Below are 17,686 nucleotides of genomic sequence, written 5' to 3' on the forward strand. Positions count from 1 at the left end.
AATGAAAAAATATGTATTTATACTTTTAGCAGTTGTCTTATTTGCAAACTGTACAGAGAAAAAACAAGAACCAATTAAGATTTCTCCAGACGATCTACATAATTCCATTGACCATGTTATAGATATCATGATCCATGATATTTTCTCTCCGCCAGTAGCCAGTAGAATATTTGCATACCCAAACATTGCGGCATATGAGATTGTTGCTCAAACAAATCCTGACTACCAATCTTTGTCCGGTCAACTAAAAGATTTAAATCCAATACCGGCGATAGATACCGCATCTGCTATTAATCCACAATTATCCGCATTAATTGCCCATATGAACATCAGTAGACAGCTCATCTTTTCTGAAGATAAGTTTGATGTACTGCAAGATAGTTTGTTCACAAAATGGAAACATATGAACGAACCGGAATTTGAAGCCTCTAAAACCTACGGCTTAAAAGTGGCAGAACATATTAAAGAATGGATGAGCAAGGACAATTACAGTCAAACCAGAACAATGCCTAAATTTACGGTCAACACAGACAACCCGGCGAGATGGCAACCTACCCCACCTGCTTATATGGATGGTATAGAACCACACTGGAATAAAATTCGCCCATTTATTATTGATTCGGCATCGCAGTTTAAACCAGTACCACCTCCCCCATTCTCATTAGAAAAAGACTCCGACTTCTATAAAGAACTTATTGAGGTTTATAATATTAGTAATGATATCACCAAAACCGGAGATGAATCTGAAGAAGTGGCCATTGCTAAATTCTGGGATTGCAACCCTTATGTTTCGGTAACTAGAGGTCATTTGATGTTCGCTACCAAAAAAATTACTCCAGGGGCACATTGGATCGGTATTACAAAAATAGCGGCAAAAAAGACCAATAGTAATTTTGATGATACCGTATTTGCATACACCAAGACATCTATGGCCATTGCTGACGGTTTCATTAGCTGTTGGGATGAAAAATACCGAAGCAACCTTATTAGACCCGAAACATTGATCAACCAACATATAGATGAAAACTGGAAACCTATTTTGCAAACCCCTCCATTTCCGGAATATACCAGCGGACACAGTGTAGTATCAGGTGCGGCCTCTACAGCATTGACCAGTATTTTTGGCGATGATTTTAGCTTTGAAGATGATACCGAAACTCCTTATGGCTTACCTATAAGAAAATTCAATTCTTTTAACGAAGCTGCCGATGAAGCTGCCATTAGTAGAATGTACGGCGGAATTCACTACCGAGCTGCGGTAGAAGTAGGTGTTGGCCAAGGTAGAAAAATTGGCGATCTTTTAAACTCTAAAATTAAAATGAAGAAAAATTCAAGTTTAGCACATAATTAATACGCATGAAAAAAGGCTTAACTATAACCATTGCCATATTAATGGTTGCATTGCTTTGGTATTTTCTTATTAAACCACAAGATTATCAAATAAGGGTTGTAGCCAAATCTAATACTGGTACTATAAATCAAGCTTTAAAAGCTTGGAACAATACCTTACCAAATGCCACTGTAAGACAGCTTAATAACTTGGGTAATTTAGAACAAAAAGTTGTTACCGGAGATTCTACCCATATCTATAATTGGAACATAACCCCCATTACGGATTCTACTTCACAATTAATCGTGAATGTAAAAGATGAAGACCATAGTATGGGCAATAAACTTGTAATCCCATTTTACGATACCGATTTTGAAAAACAATCAAGAAAAACGGTGACCGATTTCATTGAGAGCCTCAATGCCCATAGAAAGGAATTTAAAGTTACTTTTATGGGAGAAGATAACCTACCTTCTACTTACTGTGCCTGCGTTGAACACAAAACCACACAGATAACCAAGGCTTTTGGCATGATGGAGAGTTATCCTTTTCTCAATTCCGTAATAGCAAGTAATGGCATTCAGGTAAACGGTATTCCATTTATTGAAACCACAGATTGGAATATGCAAAATGATAGCATAAGCTTTAATTTTTGCTACCCCATTATTAAAAGCGATACCTTGCCTCAAATAAAAGATATTATTTATAAAGAGTTCATTGGCAAAAAATCACTTAAGGCTGTTTACAATGGTAACTACATGACCTCTGATAGAGCTTGGTACACTTTATTGGACTATGCTGAAGAAAAGAACATTGCCATAGAAAAAAATCCAATAGAATTCTTTTTTAACAACCCAAATATGGGTGGCGATGCTTTGCGTTGGAAAGCTGAAGTATTTATGCCATTAGCTGATCAAGATGAATAAAATAGTATTAAGCACATTTTTAGTTTTATCTGTATTCACCTCGTGCTCTAATTACGGTCAATTAAAAGTAATTGCAGATTTGCCAGGCAGTTTGGATGAAAACTCTGGATTGGCCACTTATGGCGATTCTACAGTTTGGGTCATTGAAGATGGTGGCAACAAAGATGAAATATATCAAATAAACCTTAGGGGGGATATTCTTAAAAGTCTTAAAGTTAAAAATGGTGACAATCAAGATTGGGAAGACCTAACCACTGATAAAGCCGGCAATCTCTACATTGGTGATATTGGAAACAATGCAAACAAAAGAAAAGATTTGATCATCTATAAACTACCCAACCCTACTATTGAACCAGGAGACAAAATTGACGCTGTTAAAATTAAGCTCCACTATCCGGACCAAAAAGATTTTCCACCTAAAAAAGAGGGTTTATTTTACGATTCAGAAGCTATTTTTCACCACGATGGCAAAATATTCATAGTAACCAAAAACAGGTCTAAAGCATTTACAGGAGAAGCCCATATTTACTCAGTACCAGATACCAAGGGTACTTATGAGGCAACCCTTATAGGTTCGTTCACCCCATGTAAAGATTGGAAAATATGCCAAATTACATCAATTGACATATCTCCAAAAGGGGACAGAATCGTTGCGCTTAGCTATGGTAAGCTGTTCATTTTTACAGATTTTACCTGGGATGATTTTACAACGGGCAACATGCAAGAAATTGATCTAGGTGCCCGTTCTCAATTAGAATCGGTTTGTTTCCTTAATGATGACACCCTACTCATTTCCGATGAAAAAGCACATAGTGAAGGTGGTAACCTATATACCTATTCTATCAAATAATTTACTTTTCTAAAAACCGAAACCTAGTCCAAAAGTAAATCTTGGTCCGTCTTCACTGGCAAATATTGCCGTATTCACCGAGATAATATCTGATGCATTTAAGAAAAAACCTCCACCGTAAGAGGTATGCCAACGACCAGAACTCATTTCAGGCATCCACACCCTTCCATAATCAAAACCACCAAAAAGCCCCATTGCAGTAGGTAGTAGTCTTGTGCGTTTTTTAGCAAGACTAAATCTAATATCCGTATTTTGATAGTAGGAAGTTTTTCCTGTAAAACGCTGATTTCTAAAGCCACGTAGACCATCAATACCACCTATACTAGCAGCTTGATAAAATTCGTATTCATCACCTAAGTTAAAATGTGCCTTCCATTTTGTAGCAAGCACCAGCCTTCCGCTTGGTATTATTTTATAATCAAAACTTAAGCTTGGTATTATATACCCAAAACTACCTCCTTCTTTAGAAAGATTTTCTTTATACCCTGCTTCTAACGAAGTTCCCATTCCTAAGGTTGGGAATGCTTCATTATCCCTGTTTTCGTAAGTATAAGTGGCATGAGCTCCAACAAAATCACTATTGGTTTCTTCTCCATTTTGTTGATAAAAAGTGTTTATGAACCTATCATTGGTTTCTTCTACACTAATGTTCTCATAGGACAACCCCAGTTTCACCTTAGCGCCCAACTGTCCTCTCCAAACCAATGATGGTGAAAAGTCTATTTGTCTAAGTTTTACCCTATTGAAATCCAACCCTAAGTCATCATCAAAATTTTCTGTATCGTTACCAAAACCAAAGAAATTCACCGCAAAATTAGGACTTGTAAAACGGGCTTTCAATTCTGCGTTCCAATTCTCAAAAACATGGGCAAATTCTCCCTGATATTTTACGTCAAAACCGCTTGTGGCAAAATAATAAGATGCACCTATCGTATGTTGTTGCGTAAAAGGATTTTGTCTAAACCCATTATAGGTGTATGTATTTAAGAAACCTATTCTAACCCCATCATCTGGATTAAAACCAATAGTAGGTATAATTTGATTGAAACTATTTCTCAATTTAAGTGGTTGATAGGTATTTAGTTCATAGTCATCTGATAATTTAACTTTTGCCCCACTTGTCTTTTCAAACGTGTTTTTCTTGCTCTTAAAATCATACAATGCCACGTTCTTACCATTATCCACTCGATATATATCATTGTTGTGCCCCCCAATAATTCTCACCTTTACTCCCGTAAAATTGGAAGGATTCTTAACCTCAAAAATATCATCGTCATCCAAACCAAACACCCAAAGTTCTTTGGTATCATCACTTGAAAAAATCTTATAATAAAAAAGACGTTTTTTCTTATCTCCTATATTTCTAAAAACCTTTACCTCAGTTTCCGTATCATTAAGTCTATTGATTTCAAACCAATCATCTTTGTCGGTACCCGCTACAACAGCATACTTATTTAAAATCTTGTAGTATTCATTTGCCGTTTCTTGAATGTGGCTTAGGCGTGCCAAAAGTGTTTGCTTAATTTCATTGACCGTTTCATCCCTTACCTCTTCTGGGAAAGCTTTAAACGCCTCATCAATATCATTTTCCTTTAAATTCTCTTGCAAGTATTTTGCCTGAGCCAACCATTGACTTTTTTCTGTTTCTCCTAACAAGGTAAGATCCAAAACATAGGTCATAGGAGAAGAGTTAAAGCCCTTTACGCTTCTAATTTCTTCATTAAAACCTTCCATTAACCTTAAGCCTGGTATTATACGCGTGGCAATATTCATTAAAGCACCATCGCCCATTTTGGAGTATACTTGGTCACGATCCCTAGGTACAGGTCTATATACTACCTTATCCTTTTTCTCGTCTTTAAACTCTGCCCATCTCCACTGATCAACATGCCTGTCCCAATCACCTAATACCATATCAAAAAGCCGAGCTCTTAAATAAAGATCCTTGTCCACTTCATACTTTTCATCATCACGCAAGTCTTCTAGCATGCCATCAGTACTCTTTAAATCATTTGAATATCCAAAGCTTGCCAAATCGCCATGACCATCTCCAGTGTGTTCCTCAATCATATACAATTCATCTCCAAAAGAATCATTATACTCCTTTAAAGCTGGTTGTTTTGGCACATAATACAATACAGGATTTGTATGGTAAATACCAACAGCATCTGATAATCGCGCTGTGGTAAAAGGAGCATACGGGTGTGAGCCCGTATAAAAATCCTGCAAAAGTTCTTGGGTATAGGTCTCCTTTAAATCATCCAATACATACTGATCTTGAAAAGCCATGGACTGCAAGTATAGCTCGGCGCTCTTTTTTAAAGCTCGCATGACATACTCCCTACCATCCTTTGCGCGAAGACGAAGTGATTTAGATTGATGACCTCCGCCTTTCTTAACAGGTTCAAGACCACCCATAAGGGAATCTAAACGTACCGTAGGCACCTTTACCTTTGTCCCATAATACTTACGATAGCGTTCACCCCAAATTCCTTTATAAAACCTACTTTTTTCAATCTCATTATCTGTGTATACTGACGCCTCTACAGAATCCGGGAAACTGACTGTAAGTTCAGCTTCAAACGTTACTTGCGTAGGTGGCAACACTTCATTTGTAAACAAAAATTCTTCATTATTGTTTTCGCCAACACCATAAAATCTAACTCTTGACGACCCATCTTTATATACTTCTAAAGTAGCATAACCCATTTTTCCCGTACTGAACTGAGAACCGTTCAGCAACTTTGTAAAACCTTCTTTTGCACCTGAACCACTAACAATTTGCGGCGTATTATTTTCAAGGATATACTGTAATGTGTGTTCATGTCCTGATGCGAATATTACCCGATCGGAATATTGTGCCAAGGTCGTTACCCTTTTCATCAATTCTCTATATCGCTTGTTATTGTTATCTTCAATGGATGCACCAGATGTAGTTCTTAATACATTGATAAAAGTGCCTAAAACAGGTACCGGCACTGCCATTTTTTTTGGGTAGAATTGTTTTCTTAACGAATAGTGCCCTCCATGCTCGCCATAACTGTTTGATGGATGGTGCATGGCTATTACCGTGGTGCGATCCCTATAATCTTTTATGGCATCTTCCAATTCCAGAAAAAACTTGTCCCTACTCTTGATCTCGCATTTATCATTGATATCGGGGCGTTTGTCCCAATTGGTCAAGTACCATTCTGTATCTATTGTAATGATGGCAACATCTTCCCCAATTTCTATGACATCTATTGGGCAACCGTTCTCAGGTAAAAAAGGGTCTTTTTCCTTCTCTTTTAAAGCTCTTTTTATATAATTTTCTTCCCGTTCCAGACCAATTAAACCTTCAGTGTACCAATCATGATTACCAGGTATAAATAGTGGTCTGCCCTTAAAATTCTCCAAAGTTTTTATTTGGGCATCTAAATGATTTTTTGCCTCTATATAGGCTTGTGTAGAATCTTTTGGATCCGGTAGCCCAGCAGGATAAATATTATCACCCAAAAATATGGCAGTACTGTTCTTATCTGCCTTATCCAACTTATTCTTGAAAATTTTGAGTGCAGGATTCATACCCCCAATAGGAGACAAACCTGCATCACCAATTAAATAAAACGTATGTGAAACTTCTTTAGAACTATCAACATCTACAGCATATTTATCATCTACATATTTTGTACTATAGGTTGCACAACTTGTAATAAATATAAAAACCGATAGATATGCATAAATCTTTTTCATAGTAGCCTTGCCCTCTTTAAATTTTCGTAATTTGGGTTATTATTATTCAATTTCCATGTCAGACATCTTAGATAACACACAACAATTTGTAACAGACTTACTAACCAACCAATTGGATCATAAGTTTTTATATCACAATCTAAGACATACACAAAGAGTCGTTAAAAGTACTAAACAATTACTTGAATCTTGTTCTCTATCGGATCAGGATCGAGAAATTTTGCTGTTAGTAGCTTGGCTACACGATACTGGTTACACAAAAGGTACTAAAAACCACGAAGAAAGTAGTTGTGAAATTGCCGAAGAGTTTCTATCAAAAGAAGGTTATGCAAAAGAATTAATAGCAAAAGTGAAGTCCTGTATTCTTGCTACTAAATGGAATGCAACCCCAAGTAATGAAATGGACATGATTATTCGCGATGCGGATTCTTCTCATTTTGCACAAAGCAGTTATCTTGAAACGTCTGACCTTTTGCGCGAAGAACTTAAATTACTTGGCTTAAAAAATTACTCTCAAAAAGAATGGTTAGACCTAAATATTCAAGTATTTAGAACTGACCATCAATTCTATACGGATTACGCCAAGGAGAATTGGCTGGAAAAAAAAGACAAGAATTTAAGAAAGCTAGTTAAGGACAAAAAGTCACAAAAAAAACTAGCAAAGAAAGAACGACTAAAAGCGCAATTTAAGAGCGAAAGTCCTGATCGTGGTATTCAAACACTCTATAGGGTTACCTTAAAAAACCATATTACCCTTAGTGATATTGCAGATACCAAAGCCAATATTTTATTATCGGTCAATGCCATAATAATTTCTTTGGCGCTCTCCAATCTAATTCCAAAATTGGATAACCCATCTAACGATTACTTAATCTACCCTACCGTAATCTTTGTATTCTTTAGTGTGGTATCTATGATTTTGGCAGTATTGGCAACAAGACCTAACGTTACTAGTGGCGAATTCACTAAAGACGATGTAAAAAACAAAAATGTAAACCTGTTATTTTTCGGTAATTTTCATAAAATGGCACTGAGCGAGTATGAATGGGCCATACAAGAAATGCTAAAGGACAAAGATTACATTTATACCTCTCTGACCAAAGATCTTTACTTTCTTGGAATTGTATTAAATAGAAAATACGCTCTTTTACGATGGACATATACCATATTCATGATCGGCATGATCCTTTCGGTCATAGCATTTGCCGTTTCATTTAAATTCTTTGGTCCGGATCGTAAACTTGAATTATTAAGCCAGGTACTATTCTTTTAATGCATCCATTAAATCCTGGTAAGTATAGGTTTTTTCTGGTTCTTGCTCTCTTTTATATAAAATTTGAGCACGTATTGCCTTTAAACCAGACACGCCTTGAAGACCTTCTAACTCAACAATTTCTATTTGATTGGTAAAGTATCCTTTAGATTTCAAGAATTTGATATACCTTAAATATTCTAGCTCATCTTTTTTCTGTGAATACACAATTGACAATACTCCTTTTTGGGTCAATCTTTGCTCTGTACCCTTAATGTAAGATTTATCTATTCTCTTTTTAATTACCTCATAACGGGCATTGTACGTGCCATCTACATCAAATTGTTTTTCATCCATTCTAAAACGAATAGATAAAGATGTATTATATACCAATATTAATGATGCCGCATCCAACGGTACAGGTAATTTGGGTTTTAACGAGTAATGTGCATTTTCCATTTCGCACATTACCTGTAATTGCCATAATCTTAAATTATTTAGGTATAACGGATTGTACTCTTTACTCTCTGAAATAGAAGATCCAATGTACATATTATGCTCCACACCATCTGTCTTATAACGCTCATAGTAATGTGGAAACATATTTTGGGCACTTTCCTGTCTTTTATCAATAACCGACGATAAGGTTTTATTGACCAAGGTTACGCTTTCATCGTAATTTTTTCTATGATCATAATAAGACCCGGTACCCATATCTATTTTGGACTCATATGCCAGTATATGATTTTCTATCTCCTTATCCGCTTTTTTAAGATGTTCAAAAACCGGTGAAATTTCATCTTGAACAAAATCGAAAATAGCTTGTTCACTATTGGTGTAGAGCATTTCCTTAATACTATCCAAGTGATTGTTCACCCTAAATATCAACTCTTCATAGATAGGTAAATTCCATTTTTTCAAAGCAATATTCAATACACTATCTATTTCAGAAAGCTGTATCATCAAATCTCTTTGTATAGCCAAATTCCTTGCTTGGGAAGAATCCTTTATATCTATTTGCCCAAATAATGGGTATACATCTTTAAAAACAATTTCCTTAAAAGAAGGTGATCTACCTTCTATTTCATCTTGTATAAACCTTTTAGCTTCTTCCTGAAACCTCCAATAGACGGAAGAATGAACAGAAGTACATTCATTTTGAATAATAGCATCTATTCTATTGTTCTCTTCGTTTTTGGTACGTACTACGGCAGAAACAATGAACGGCATTACATCATCTAACTTTTGTGCGTTAACGCCATTGAGCACACCTTTTTTCTGAGAAACTATTTCCAAGATACCCAATAGCTTGCCTTCATAAGCTATTGGTGCAAATATGGCACTTTGCACACCTTGATCCTGTAACCCTTTATATGGTTGCATTTCACCAGATTGCTCTACCATTCGATCCATATCCGTAATGGTGAAATAAGAATTGAAATCTATTAACTTATGATAAGATTCTTCACACAGTGCTACTTTACAGTCAATAGCATGCCTACCTCGTAAAAGAAAGCTATCAAAACCAATACCTACAACTTCTTCAAACTGATCTTTTTTGGCATCAAAAGAAGCAAAACCTACTTTAATATTAGGTAATCGAAAGAATGATTTAAAGGTCTCCTGCAAATCATTCATAAACTTTACAGGTTGTAAAGTGTCCTTAGAGATCAATTTCGACTTAATATTTGAAATTGCCTGCTCCATGGTAACATCGAACAAATTGGCAATTACAAATCCCTTAGAAATAAAACTTTCTGGCGGAATCTTCTCCTTCCAAAGCTTAATATCAGTTGGGTTTGCCAATAACTCGTCCACATCTTCTTGGGTTACTTCCTTTGCCTTGTCCGTAGGGATAACATCAATAAAGTCTGCATTATATAAAATACGATAATGACGCATTACGCCATTGGCATCTGGAATATCATAAAAATATGGTCTACTAAAATCTAGCTTATAGCCATAATAGTAATTTAATACTACCACACAGCTCATGATATAATCCATATCATCCCCAACGTTTCTTATCTCGGGTTCATAACCGTCACCGGCTTCATGAATTATACTTTGAAAACGTTTAGATGATTTTATAATAACACCTTGGTAGGGCAAAGTAGCTACCTTTATTTCGTTACTGCTCAAAGCCTCTGTAAACGTATCTTGTAAAATACGATCGATCAAGTCTTTATTTTTCTCCAATAAAGAAAAATCAGAAAAACCATTCCGTAATTCAGGAAATCCTTTTTCCACAGCCAAAATACGCTCGGCGGTAGCTGCCAAAAAAGGGTCGTCACCTTTCAAATGTTCATCGTACTTCGTAAGAAGTTTTTCAAAACTTATGAGGTGCTTAAACGGCATTTTCATTCTATCGTGCTTTCCCATGTTCTGGTTAGTCTACTAATTTTGTGTAAAGTTACAAAACCAACCCTATTTTTTGACCAACTATAGCATTATGGTTAACGGGATTTTCGGATATTTAGCGAAAATTACAGTATGTCATCGGAAAACAGACTTAATAGAGCTTATGAAAACGCTAAAACTATTCCGTTTGACGACACTTCAAAATTTATTCTATTTAGCGACTGTCATAGGGGCGATAACAGTTTTGCAGACGATTTTGCAAACAATAGAAACATTTACTACCACGCCTTAAAATTCTATTATTCAGAAGGTTTTGATTACTGTGAACTAGGCGATGGAGATGAGCTTTGGGAGAACATTCATTTTGAATCTATTTTTGAAGCCCATAAAAATGTTTTTAAATTATTGAAGCAATTTCATTTAGAACAAAGACTTCACATGATTTGGGGAAATCATGATATGGTCTACAAGGATGAAGCTTATGTAAAAAAGCATTTATCTAGCTATTTTGAACCTATAGATGATAAAGATAAATCACTATTTGAAGGCATAAAGTACCATGAAGCACTTATACTAAAACATAAAGAAACCCAACAAGAAGTTTTTCTTACCCATGGTCACCAAGCAGATTGGTGGAATTACACTTTTTGGCGTTGGGGCAGATTTTTGGTAAGGGTACTGTGGAAACCCCTACAAGTATGGGGCATAGCAGACCCTACTTCACCCGCAAAAAACTACACTGAACTCATAAAAGTAGAGCGCCGTATTAAAAGATGGATTTTAAAGAACAGATTAAAAGTTACTGTTGTAGGTCATACCCACAGACCTCGTTTTCCAGAGCCTGGAGATATACCTCTCTTTAACGATGGTAGCTGCGTTCACCCAAGAAGTATTACTGGAATAGAAATTGAAAAAGGATCTATTTCCCTAATCAAATGGCAAATTAATACCACGGATGACGGTACATTACGCGTGGTTAGAATACTGTTGGAAGGACCACAGAAGTTGAAAGATTATTTAGATAATAAATAAGATGGATACGCTTCAAGACCTCATAGCGCAAATTCCTATTAGACATAACTTTACTTCTACCATAATGCTATTAGGAGTGGCGCAAAATCTATTTTTAAGTATCCTACTTTTTGTAAAAAGCATGAATAATAGATTACTACTCTATTTTGCATTTTTATTATTATTTGGAACACTGGTTTTTTTGGATACTTATTTGTGTTACACCGGACTCATAAAACACCTTCTTGAATGGAATGATTCTTCTGAAGTTTTTGTTTTGCTTATAGGTCCTTTTCTATACTTTACTATTTATGCATTTTTGAAAAGAAAACCTATTTCTATACGTAAAGGTTGGTGGCACTTAATTTTACCGCTAGGTTATCTTTTATCACAGATTCCGTTTTACACAGCTCCAGTTTCGGTTAAACTAAACGCTTATTTAGGTGCGTATTATAGTAATTTAGGTACCGCCTCGGTTCCAGACACATTTAACTATTCATACCATCACATTAAAGATATATTTGATTGGTTAATTTTATTTAGTTTACTGTTATATACGCTATTATCACTAAAACTAGTTAAAGAAGAACGCTATAGAAATGACACAGATAAAGCAAACCTTAAGTCTGCCAAATACATTTTTACACGTAATTCTGCCATTATACTCTGTACTTTTTTCATTCTTCTATTTGTAGTTTTCTACATATATGACGACGATGGCGGAGACCATTTTATTGCCATTTTCCAAACTTTAGTAGCATTTGCCACCACATACATTATTATTTCCAAATCTAAGTTCTTTGAAAAATCATGGGTTGCAGATAAGTATGAAACGCTTTCGAATGCAGCAGATGAAGTTACATTTAAAGAAATTGAAACATTCGTGGACAATAACTTGTTTTATACAAATACCCAAGCCAGTTTAAAAAATCTTGCCACCCAGTTAGCTATTCATCCAAATCAAATTTCAAAAACTATAAATTCAGATTTTGGTTCTAATTTTAATCACTATATCAATAGCAAAAGAATTGATCTAGCTAAAGAGAGATTAGTAGACCCTCAATTTAGTCATCTTACCATTGAAGCTATTGGCGAGACGGTAGGATTTAAGTCAAAGTCTGCATTTTACAATGCTTTCAAGAAGATTTCGGGTATATCTCCCTCTAAATTTGCAAAGTCAATTTCTCCAAAATTGTAATTCAGGACATATGGTAATGTCCAAAATTTATCATTCCTGATTTTAAAATTCAACTTTGATGAAAATCACTAGATTATGGAAAAAAAGTTTAGAAGGTATGATATCGATTGGTTGCGAGTATTCGTTTTTTCACTCTTAATCATTTATCATTCAGGTATGTTCTTTGTGCCTTGGGGTTGGCATATAAAAAATAACAACATCTATGATTGGTTGAAGTGGCCCATGCTTTTTTTAAATCAATGGAGACTGCCAATATTATTTCTAATTTCTGGTATGGGTACGTTCTATGCCTTATCAAAAAGAAATATATGGCAATTTAATAAGGAGCGATTTTTGCGTTTAGGGATCCCCCTTGTTTTCGGTATGCTCGTTATTGTTCCTCCACAGGTATATTTTGAAAGATTGGCACAAGGTCAATTTCAAGGTTCGTATTGGAGCTACTTGAGCACTATAGCCTATGACGGCATTTACCCAGAAGGCAATTTAAGTTGGCACCACTTGTGGTTTCTTCCGTATCTACTAGTTTTTTCCGTATTGCTTTCTCCTTTTTTCCTTTATATGAAAAATAATAAAAACAGGTATATACGTTGGATTAGCAAGGTAATTCAAAAACCATACGGACTATACATTTTTACGATTCCTTTATATTTATTGGAGTCTTTGTTAGAACCTTTTTATGACATAACCCATGACCTAATTAATGATTGGTTTAATTTTTTCTCTTCCATGACTTTATTCTTCTTCGGATTTGTCATGGTCGCTTGCGGACCTATTCTTTGGAATGCAATCGAAAGGATACGCACAAAAGCTTTTTACTTAGGAATTATATGTTTTATAGGAATGCTTATTACTTGGCAATTTGAAGACGGATACACCCGTCACTTTACCGAAGCTTTTCTGAAAATCGTAAATCTTTGGTCATGGATATTAGTGCTATTAGGATATGCCGCTAAGTATCAGAACAAACCTAGTCCACTTTTGAGCTATGCCAATCGAGCTGTTTACCCATTCTACATTCTTCATCAAACCGTAACCGTAGGAATTGCATATTACATAAAAGATTTGCAATGGAGTTTGCTTTTAAAAGCTACAATTTTAATCGTAGGTACATTTTTAATATGTTGGTTAATTTATCATTTAATCATATTAAAAATAAAACCTCTGCACCCTCTATTCGGATTAAAAAAAGGTATTTAACTATATTTTATGTAAAAAATTAAATATCTAACCATTAACAGTATCAATAAAACTCATAAAAAATTGTGACTTCATTAAACTTTTGGTTTCTAAATACATACAATCAATTAAACCTTAAGAAAATGAAAAAGTTTATTGCAGAATTTATAGGCACTTTATGGTTAGTTTTAGGTGGGTGTGGTAGTGCCGTACTTGCCGCAGGATATCCAGAATTAGGAATCGGTTTTGTTGGGGTCTCCTTGGCCTTCGGTTTAACCGTGGTAACTATGGCCTACGCCATTGGTCATATTTCCGGTTGTCATTTAAACCCCGCCGTAACCATCGGTGTTTGGGTAGGTGGTCGTTTTGAGGGTAAAGACGTTTTTCCTTACATCGTAGCTCAAGTAATGGGCGGTATTGCCGGAGCAGCCATTCTATTTCTAATTGCTTCCGGCAAAGCTGGTTTTGAACTTGGTGGATTTGCTTCTAACGGGTATAATGAACATTCACCTGGAGGGTATGATTTAACAACAGCTTTTACTATAGAACTTGTGATGACCTTTATTTTCTTATTCGTTATACTGGGATCTACTTACACCAAGGCACCACGAGGTTTTGCCGGGTTGGCTATAGGGCTTTGTCTAACCTTAATTCACCTAATTAGTATTCCTGTTACCAATACATCTGTAAATCCTGCAAGAAGTACCAGTCAGGCATTATTTGTTGGTGACTGGGCGCTAGATCAACTTTGGCTATTTTGGTTGGCGCCAATGATCGGAGCCATTTTAGCGGGATTGATCTATAAGACCATCTCACCCGAGATGACTGATAAATTATAGAATTATAATGTTTAAGCTCATCATAATTAGATAATATATGATGGGCTTTTTTTTTATGGTATATTTAGATGATCAACTTAACTAACTCATTTTTAATATGCCATTATTTATTGTTATTCTAGGAATTTTACTCCTATTCATTCTCATTGCAAAATTTAAACTCAATGCTTTTATCACCTTTATTATCGTATCACTTTTTGTGGGTATTGCCGAAGGTATGGAACCCATTAGCGTGGTCGATTCCATTCAAAAAGGTATTGGTAATATTCTAGGTTTTCTCGTTATTATCTTAGGGCTTGGTGCCATGTTGGGCAAGTTGGTTGCCGACAGTGGTGCCGCTCAACGAATCACCACCCATTTAGTAGAAAAATTTGGTAAAAAGAACATTCAATGGGCCGTTGTCTTAACCGGCTTCATTGTAGGTATACCCATGTTTTATTCCGTAGGTTTCGTAATCCTAGTTCCATTGGTATTCACTATTGCAGCAGCCACCGGCTTACCACTACTTTATGTAGGTCTACCCATGCTGGCATCGCTGTCTGTCACCCATGGATATTTACCTCCGCATCCTGCTCCAACTGCACTGGCGTCCATGTTCAATGCTGATATTGGCAAAACACTGTTATACGGTATTATAGTTGCCATACCCGCAATTATTGTTGCCGGTCCTATCTTTTCAAGAACTTTAAAAAACATTAATGCAACTCCCTTAAAGGAATTTCTAAACCCCATCATCCTAAAAGAAGAAGAAATGCCCAGCATGGCAAACAGTATTATCAGCGCACTTTTACCAGTAATTCTTATTGCCATTGCCGCACTAGCCCAACTTTTGCTACCGGCAGATTTCTTTCTCACCAAGATTTTGGTTTTTATAGGCAACCCTGCCATTGCCATGCTTATTGCAGTTTTGGTAGCTATCTATACTTTAGGTTTGGGTCGCGGTAAAAGTATGAAAGAAGTTATGGATTCTGTTGGTAGTGCCATTACGGGCATAACTATGGTACTACTAATTATTGCTGGCTCTGGCGCACTAAAGCAAGTTTTGATCGATAGCGGTGTAAGTGAATATATTGGCGGAATATTAGAGCAATCTTCCATTTCTCCATTAATTTTAGCTTGGCTGATCGCTACCGTAATTCGCGTTTGCGTGGGTTCTGCCACTGTCGCCGGTTTAACAGCTGCAGGTATTGTACTGCCATTGGTGCAAGGTACCGGTGTTAGCCCAGAATTAATGGTGCTAGCCATTGGATCGGGCAGTTTAATGTTGTCCCATGTAAACGATAGTGGTTTTTGGTTATTCAAAGAATACTTCAACCTATCCGTAAACGACACTTTAAAAAGCTGGACAGTTATGGAAACCACCGTAGGTGTTATGGGACTAGTAGGTGTTCTAATAATAAATATGTTCATTTAAACAATTAAATATGCAAAAGAAACCTTCAGAAAGGATTAAGGAATTAGGACTCATATTACCCCCTGCCCCACCTCCGGCAGGTTTATACAAGCCCGTTTTGGTGGTGGATCATTTTCTTTACATTTCAGGGCAAGGACCAATGCGAAATGACGGCTCATTAATAGTAGGCAGAGCCGGTCATGATATGACAATGGAAGAGGCTAAAATTGCAGCAAGGCAAGTTGCATTGACCATGCTATCTACCATACAGACCCATTTTGGCGACATTGATAAAATAAAAAGAATCGTAAAAACCTTGGGCATGGTCAACTCTACCCCAGATTTTGGGCAACAACCTTTGGTCATTAATGGTTTCAGCGAACTTATGGCAGATATTTTTGGACCAGATAACGGGGTGGGTGTTCGTAGTGCGGTTGGTATGATTTTACCTGGCGGTATTCCTGTAGAGATAGAGGCACATTTTGAACTACATCATTAAAAGATATGGAAGACAACAATTGGTATTCATTGACCCATCCGGAAGACGTAATTTCTCCGTCCCTATTGATCTATCCCAATAGAATTCAACATAATATTGAATTAATGATTTCTATGAGGGGCGATGTAAATTTCTTGCGTCCGCATGTAAAAACATACAAAAACGCCAATATCATTGTTATGCAAATGGATGCCGGTATTCAAAAATTTAAAAGCGCTACCATTGCAGAAGCCGAATTACTTGGTAATTGCAAGGCAAAAGATGTACTGTTGGCCATGCAACCGATAGGACCTAATACCAAACGTTTTGTTGAACTTATAAAAGCATACGGCAATACCAAGTTTTCCACTCTTGTTGACAACTCTAAATCTTTACAACTTTTAGGTGACCTTGCTAAAGCCAACAACATTAAAATCCCGCTGTGGATAGATATTAATAACGGCATGAACAGAACGGGTATAGCTCCTGATCAAAAGGCATTGGCCCTATATAGAGAGTTAAGCGAACATGAGCATTTAATTGCTGAAGGCTTACATGTGTATGATGGTCATTTACGCCATACAGATCCCACTATTCGTGAGGCAGAATGCAATACTGCATTTGAACCTGTGTTGAGCTTAAAAGCCAACATTGAGAAACTTGACATACCAAGTCCCAAAATAGTGGCCGGTGGCTCACCGACTTTTCCCTTTCACTGTAAACGAGATGGTGTGGAGACCAGCCCGGGCACTACTTTACTTTGGGATGCCGGTTATGGCAATCTCTTTCCCGAGATGCATTTTTTGCCTGCAGCTGTACTAATGACACGTATTCTAAGTAAACCAACTACGGGAATTCTTTGTTTTGACCTTGGTCATAAATCTTTAGCACCTGAAATGCCTTTTCCCAGAATAGCATTTTTAGACCTAAAGCACAGTAAGCAAATTAGTCAGTCAGAAGAGCATCTGGTCGTTGAGTACGACGACCTTACCATACCTGAGGTAGGGGATATACATTACGCAGTTCCTAAACATATATGCCCTACCGTAGCCAAATACGATACCCTAACGGTTGTTAAGGATAATAAAGTTATAGATCATTGGCCGGTAACTGCAAGAACCCAAAAATCTACGATATAAG

13 protein-coding genes are annotated in these 17,686 nt (G+C 36.4%); 11 read left to right on the forward strand and 2 right to left on the reverse strand.

Features of this window, described 5'->3' with window-relative positions; genetic code table 11:
- The first annotated feature begins 1 nt into the window (after window position 1).
- The 3 genes from B2Z27_RS12305 to B2Z27_RS12315 are packed head-to-tail and all read left to right on the forward strand — an operon-like array spanning window position 2 to window position 3,106.
- Window positions 2-1,351 carry a vanadium-dependent haloperoxidase gene (locus B2Z27_RS12305; RefSeq protein ID WP_286813871.1) on the forward strand — a complete coding sequence of 450 codons (1,350 nt, stop codon included), beginning with the start codon at window positions 2-4 and terminating at the stop codon, window positions 1,349-1,351.
- 5 nt (window positions 1,352-1,356) lie between these two features.
- A complete protein-coding gene (locus B2Z27_RS12310; protein ID WP_286813872.1) occupies window positions 1,357-2,256 on the forward strand; it encodes an AraC family transcriptional regulator in 900 nt (299 codons plus the stop codon).
- Window positions 2,249-3,106: a hypothetical protein gene (locus B2Z27_RS12315; RefSeq protein WP_286813873.1), complete on the forward strand. Its 858-nt coding sequence runs from the start codon at window positions 2,249-2,251 to the stop codon at window positions 3,104-3,106. Before B2Z27_RS12310 ends, B2Z27_RS12315 begins: the two co-directional genes overlap by 8 nt.
- A 9-nt stretch (window positions 3,107-3,115) precedes the next feature.
- Here the strand turns inward: B2Z27_RS12315 and B2Z27_RS12320 are convergent, their stop codons facing one another.
- Complete coding sequence (locus B2Z27_RS12320) at window positions 3,116-6,838, reverse strand: metallophosphoesterase (RefSeq protein WP_286813874.1); 3,723 nt, start codon at window positions 6,836-6,838, stop codon at window positions 3,116-3,118.
- A 55-nt stretch (window positions 6,839-6,893) separates the two neighbouring features.
- Here B2Z27_RS12320 and B2Z27_RS12325 point away from each other — a divergent pair, with 55 nt between their 5' ends.
- On the forward strand, window positions 6,894-8,111 hold the full coding sequence (locus B2Z27_RS12325) for a Pycsar system effector family protein (RefSeq protein WP_074670166.1): 1,218 nt from the start codon (window positions 6,894-6,896) through the stop codon (window positions 8,109-8,111).
- On the opposite strand, the gene B2Z27_RS12330 is transcribed toward B2Z27_RS12325, so the two are convergent.
- A complete protein-coding gene (locus B2Z27_RS12330) occupies window positions 8,100-10,472 on the reverse strand; it encodes a GAF domain-containing protein (RefSeq protein WP_286813875.1) in 2,373 nt (790 codons plus the stop codon). The genes B2Z27_RS12325 and B2Z27_RS12330 overlap by 12 nt on opposite strands.
- A gap of 111 nt (window positions 10,473-10,583) precedes the next feature.
- Here B2Z27_RS12330 and B2Z27_RS12335 point away from each other — a divergent pair, with 111 nt between their 5' ends.
- The 7 genes from B2Z27_RS12335 (at window position 10,584) to B2Z27_RS12365 (ending at window position 17,685) form a co-directional block, all read left to right on the forward strand.
- Window positions 10,584-11,483 (forward strand): metallophosphoesterase, encoded by a 900-nt coding sequence (locus tag B2Z27_RS12335; protein ID WP_058104982.1) that lies wholly within the window; start codon window positions 10,584-10,586, stop codon window positions 11,481-11,483.
- A 1-nt stretch (window position 11,484) separates the two neighbouring features.
- On the forward strand, window positions 11,485-12,660 hold the full coding sequence (locus B2Z27_RS12340; protein WP_286813876.1) for a helix-turn-helix domain-containing protein: 1,176 nt from the start codon (window positions 11,485-11,487) through the stop codon (window positions 12,658-12,660).
- A 75-nt stretch (window positions 12,661-12,735) separates the two neighbouring features.
- Window positions 12,736-13,857: an acyltransferase family protein gene (locus B2Z27_RS12345; RefSeq protein ID WP_058104980.1), complete on the forward strand. Its 1,122-nt coding sequence runs from the start codon at window positions 12,736-12,738 to the stop codon at window positions 13,855-13,857.
- A 122-nt stretch (window positions 13,858-13,979) separates the two neighbouring features.
- The gene (gene aqpZ, locus B2Z27_RS12350) at window positions 13,980-14,675 is read left to right on the forward strand and encodes an aquaporin Z (RefSeq protein ID WP_286813877.1); all 696 of its coding nucleotides are present in this window, start codon (window positions 13,980-13,982) and stop codon (window positions 14,673-14,675) included.
- Between the two features lie 97 nt (window positions 14,676-14,772).
- Window positions 14,773-16,089 carry a gluconate:H+ symporter gene (locus B2Z27_RS12355; RefSeq protein WP_286813878.1) on the forward strand — a complete coding sequence of 439 codons (1,317 nt, stop codon included), beginning with the start codon at window positions 14,773-14,775 and terminating at the stop codon, window positions 16,087-16,089.
- A 10-nt stretch (window positions 16,090-16,099) separates the two neighbouring features.
- The gene (locus B2Z27_RS12360; protein ID WP_286813879.1) at window positions 16,100-16,567 is read left to right on the forward strand and encodes a RidA family protein; all 468 of its coding nucleotides are present in this window, start codon (window positions 16,100-16,102) and stop codon (window positions 16,565-16,567) included.
- Window positions 16,568-16,572: 5 nt separating this feature from the next.
- Complete coding sequence (locus tag B2Z27_RS12365) at window positions 16,573-17,685, forward strand: D-TA family PLP-dependent enzyme (protein ID WP_286813880.1); 1,113 nt, start codon at window positions 16,573-16,575, stop codon at window positions 17,683-17,685.
- Window position 17,686 lies beyond the last annotated feature (1 nt).

The sequence above is a fragment of the Maribacter sp. UBA3344 genome (genome assembly GCF_002362375.1).
GTDB classification, from domain to species: Bacteria; Bacteroidota; Bacteroidia; order Flavobacteriales; family Flavobacteriaceae; genus Maribacter; species Maribacter dokdonensis.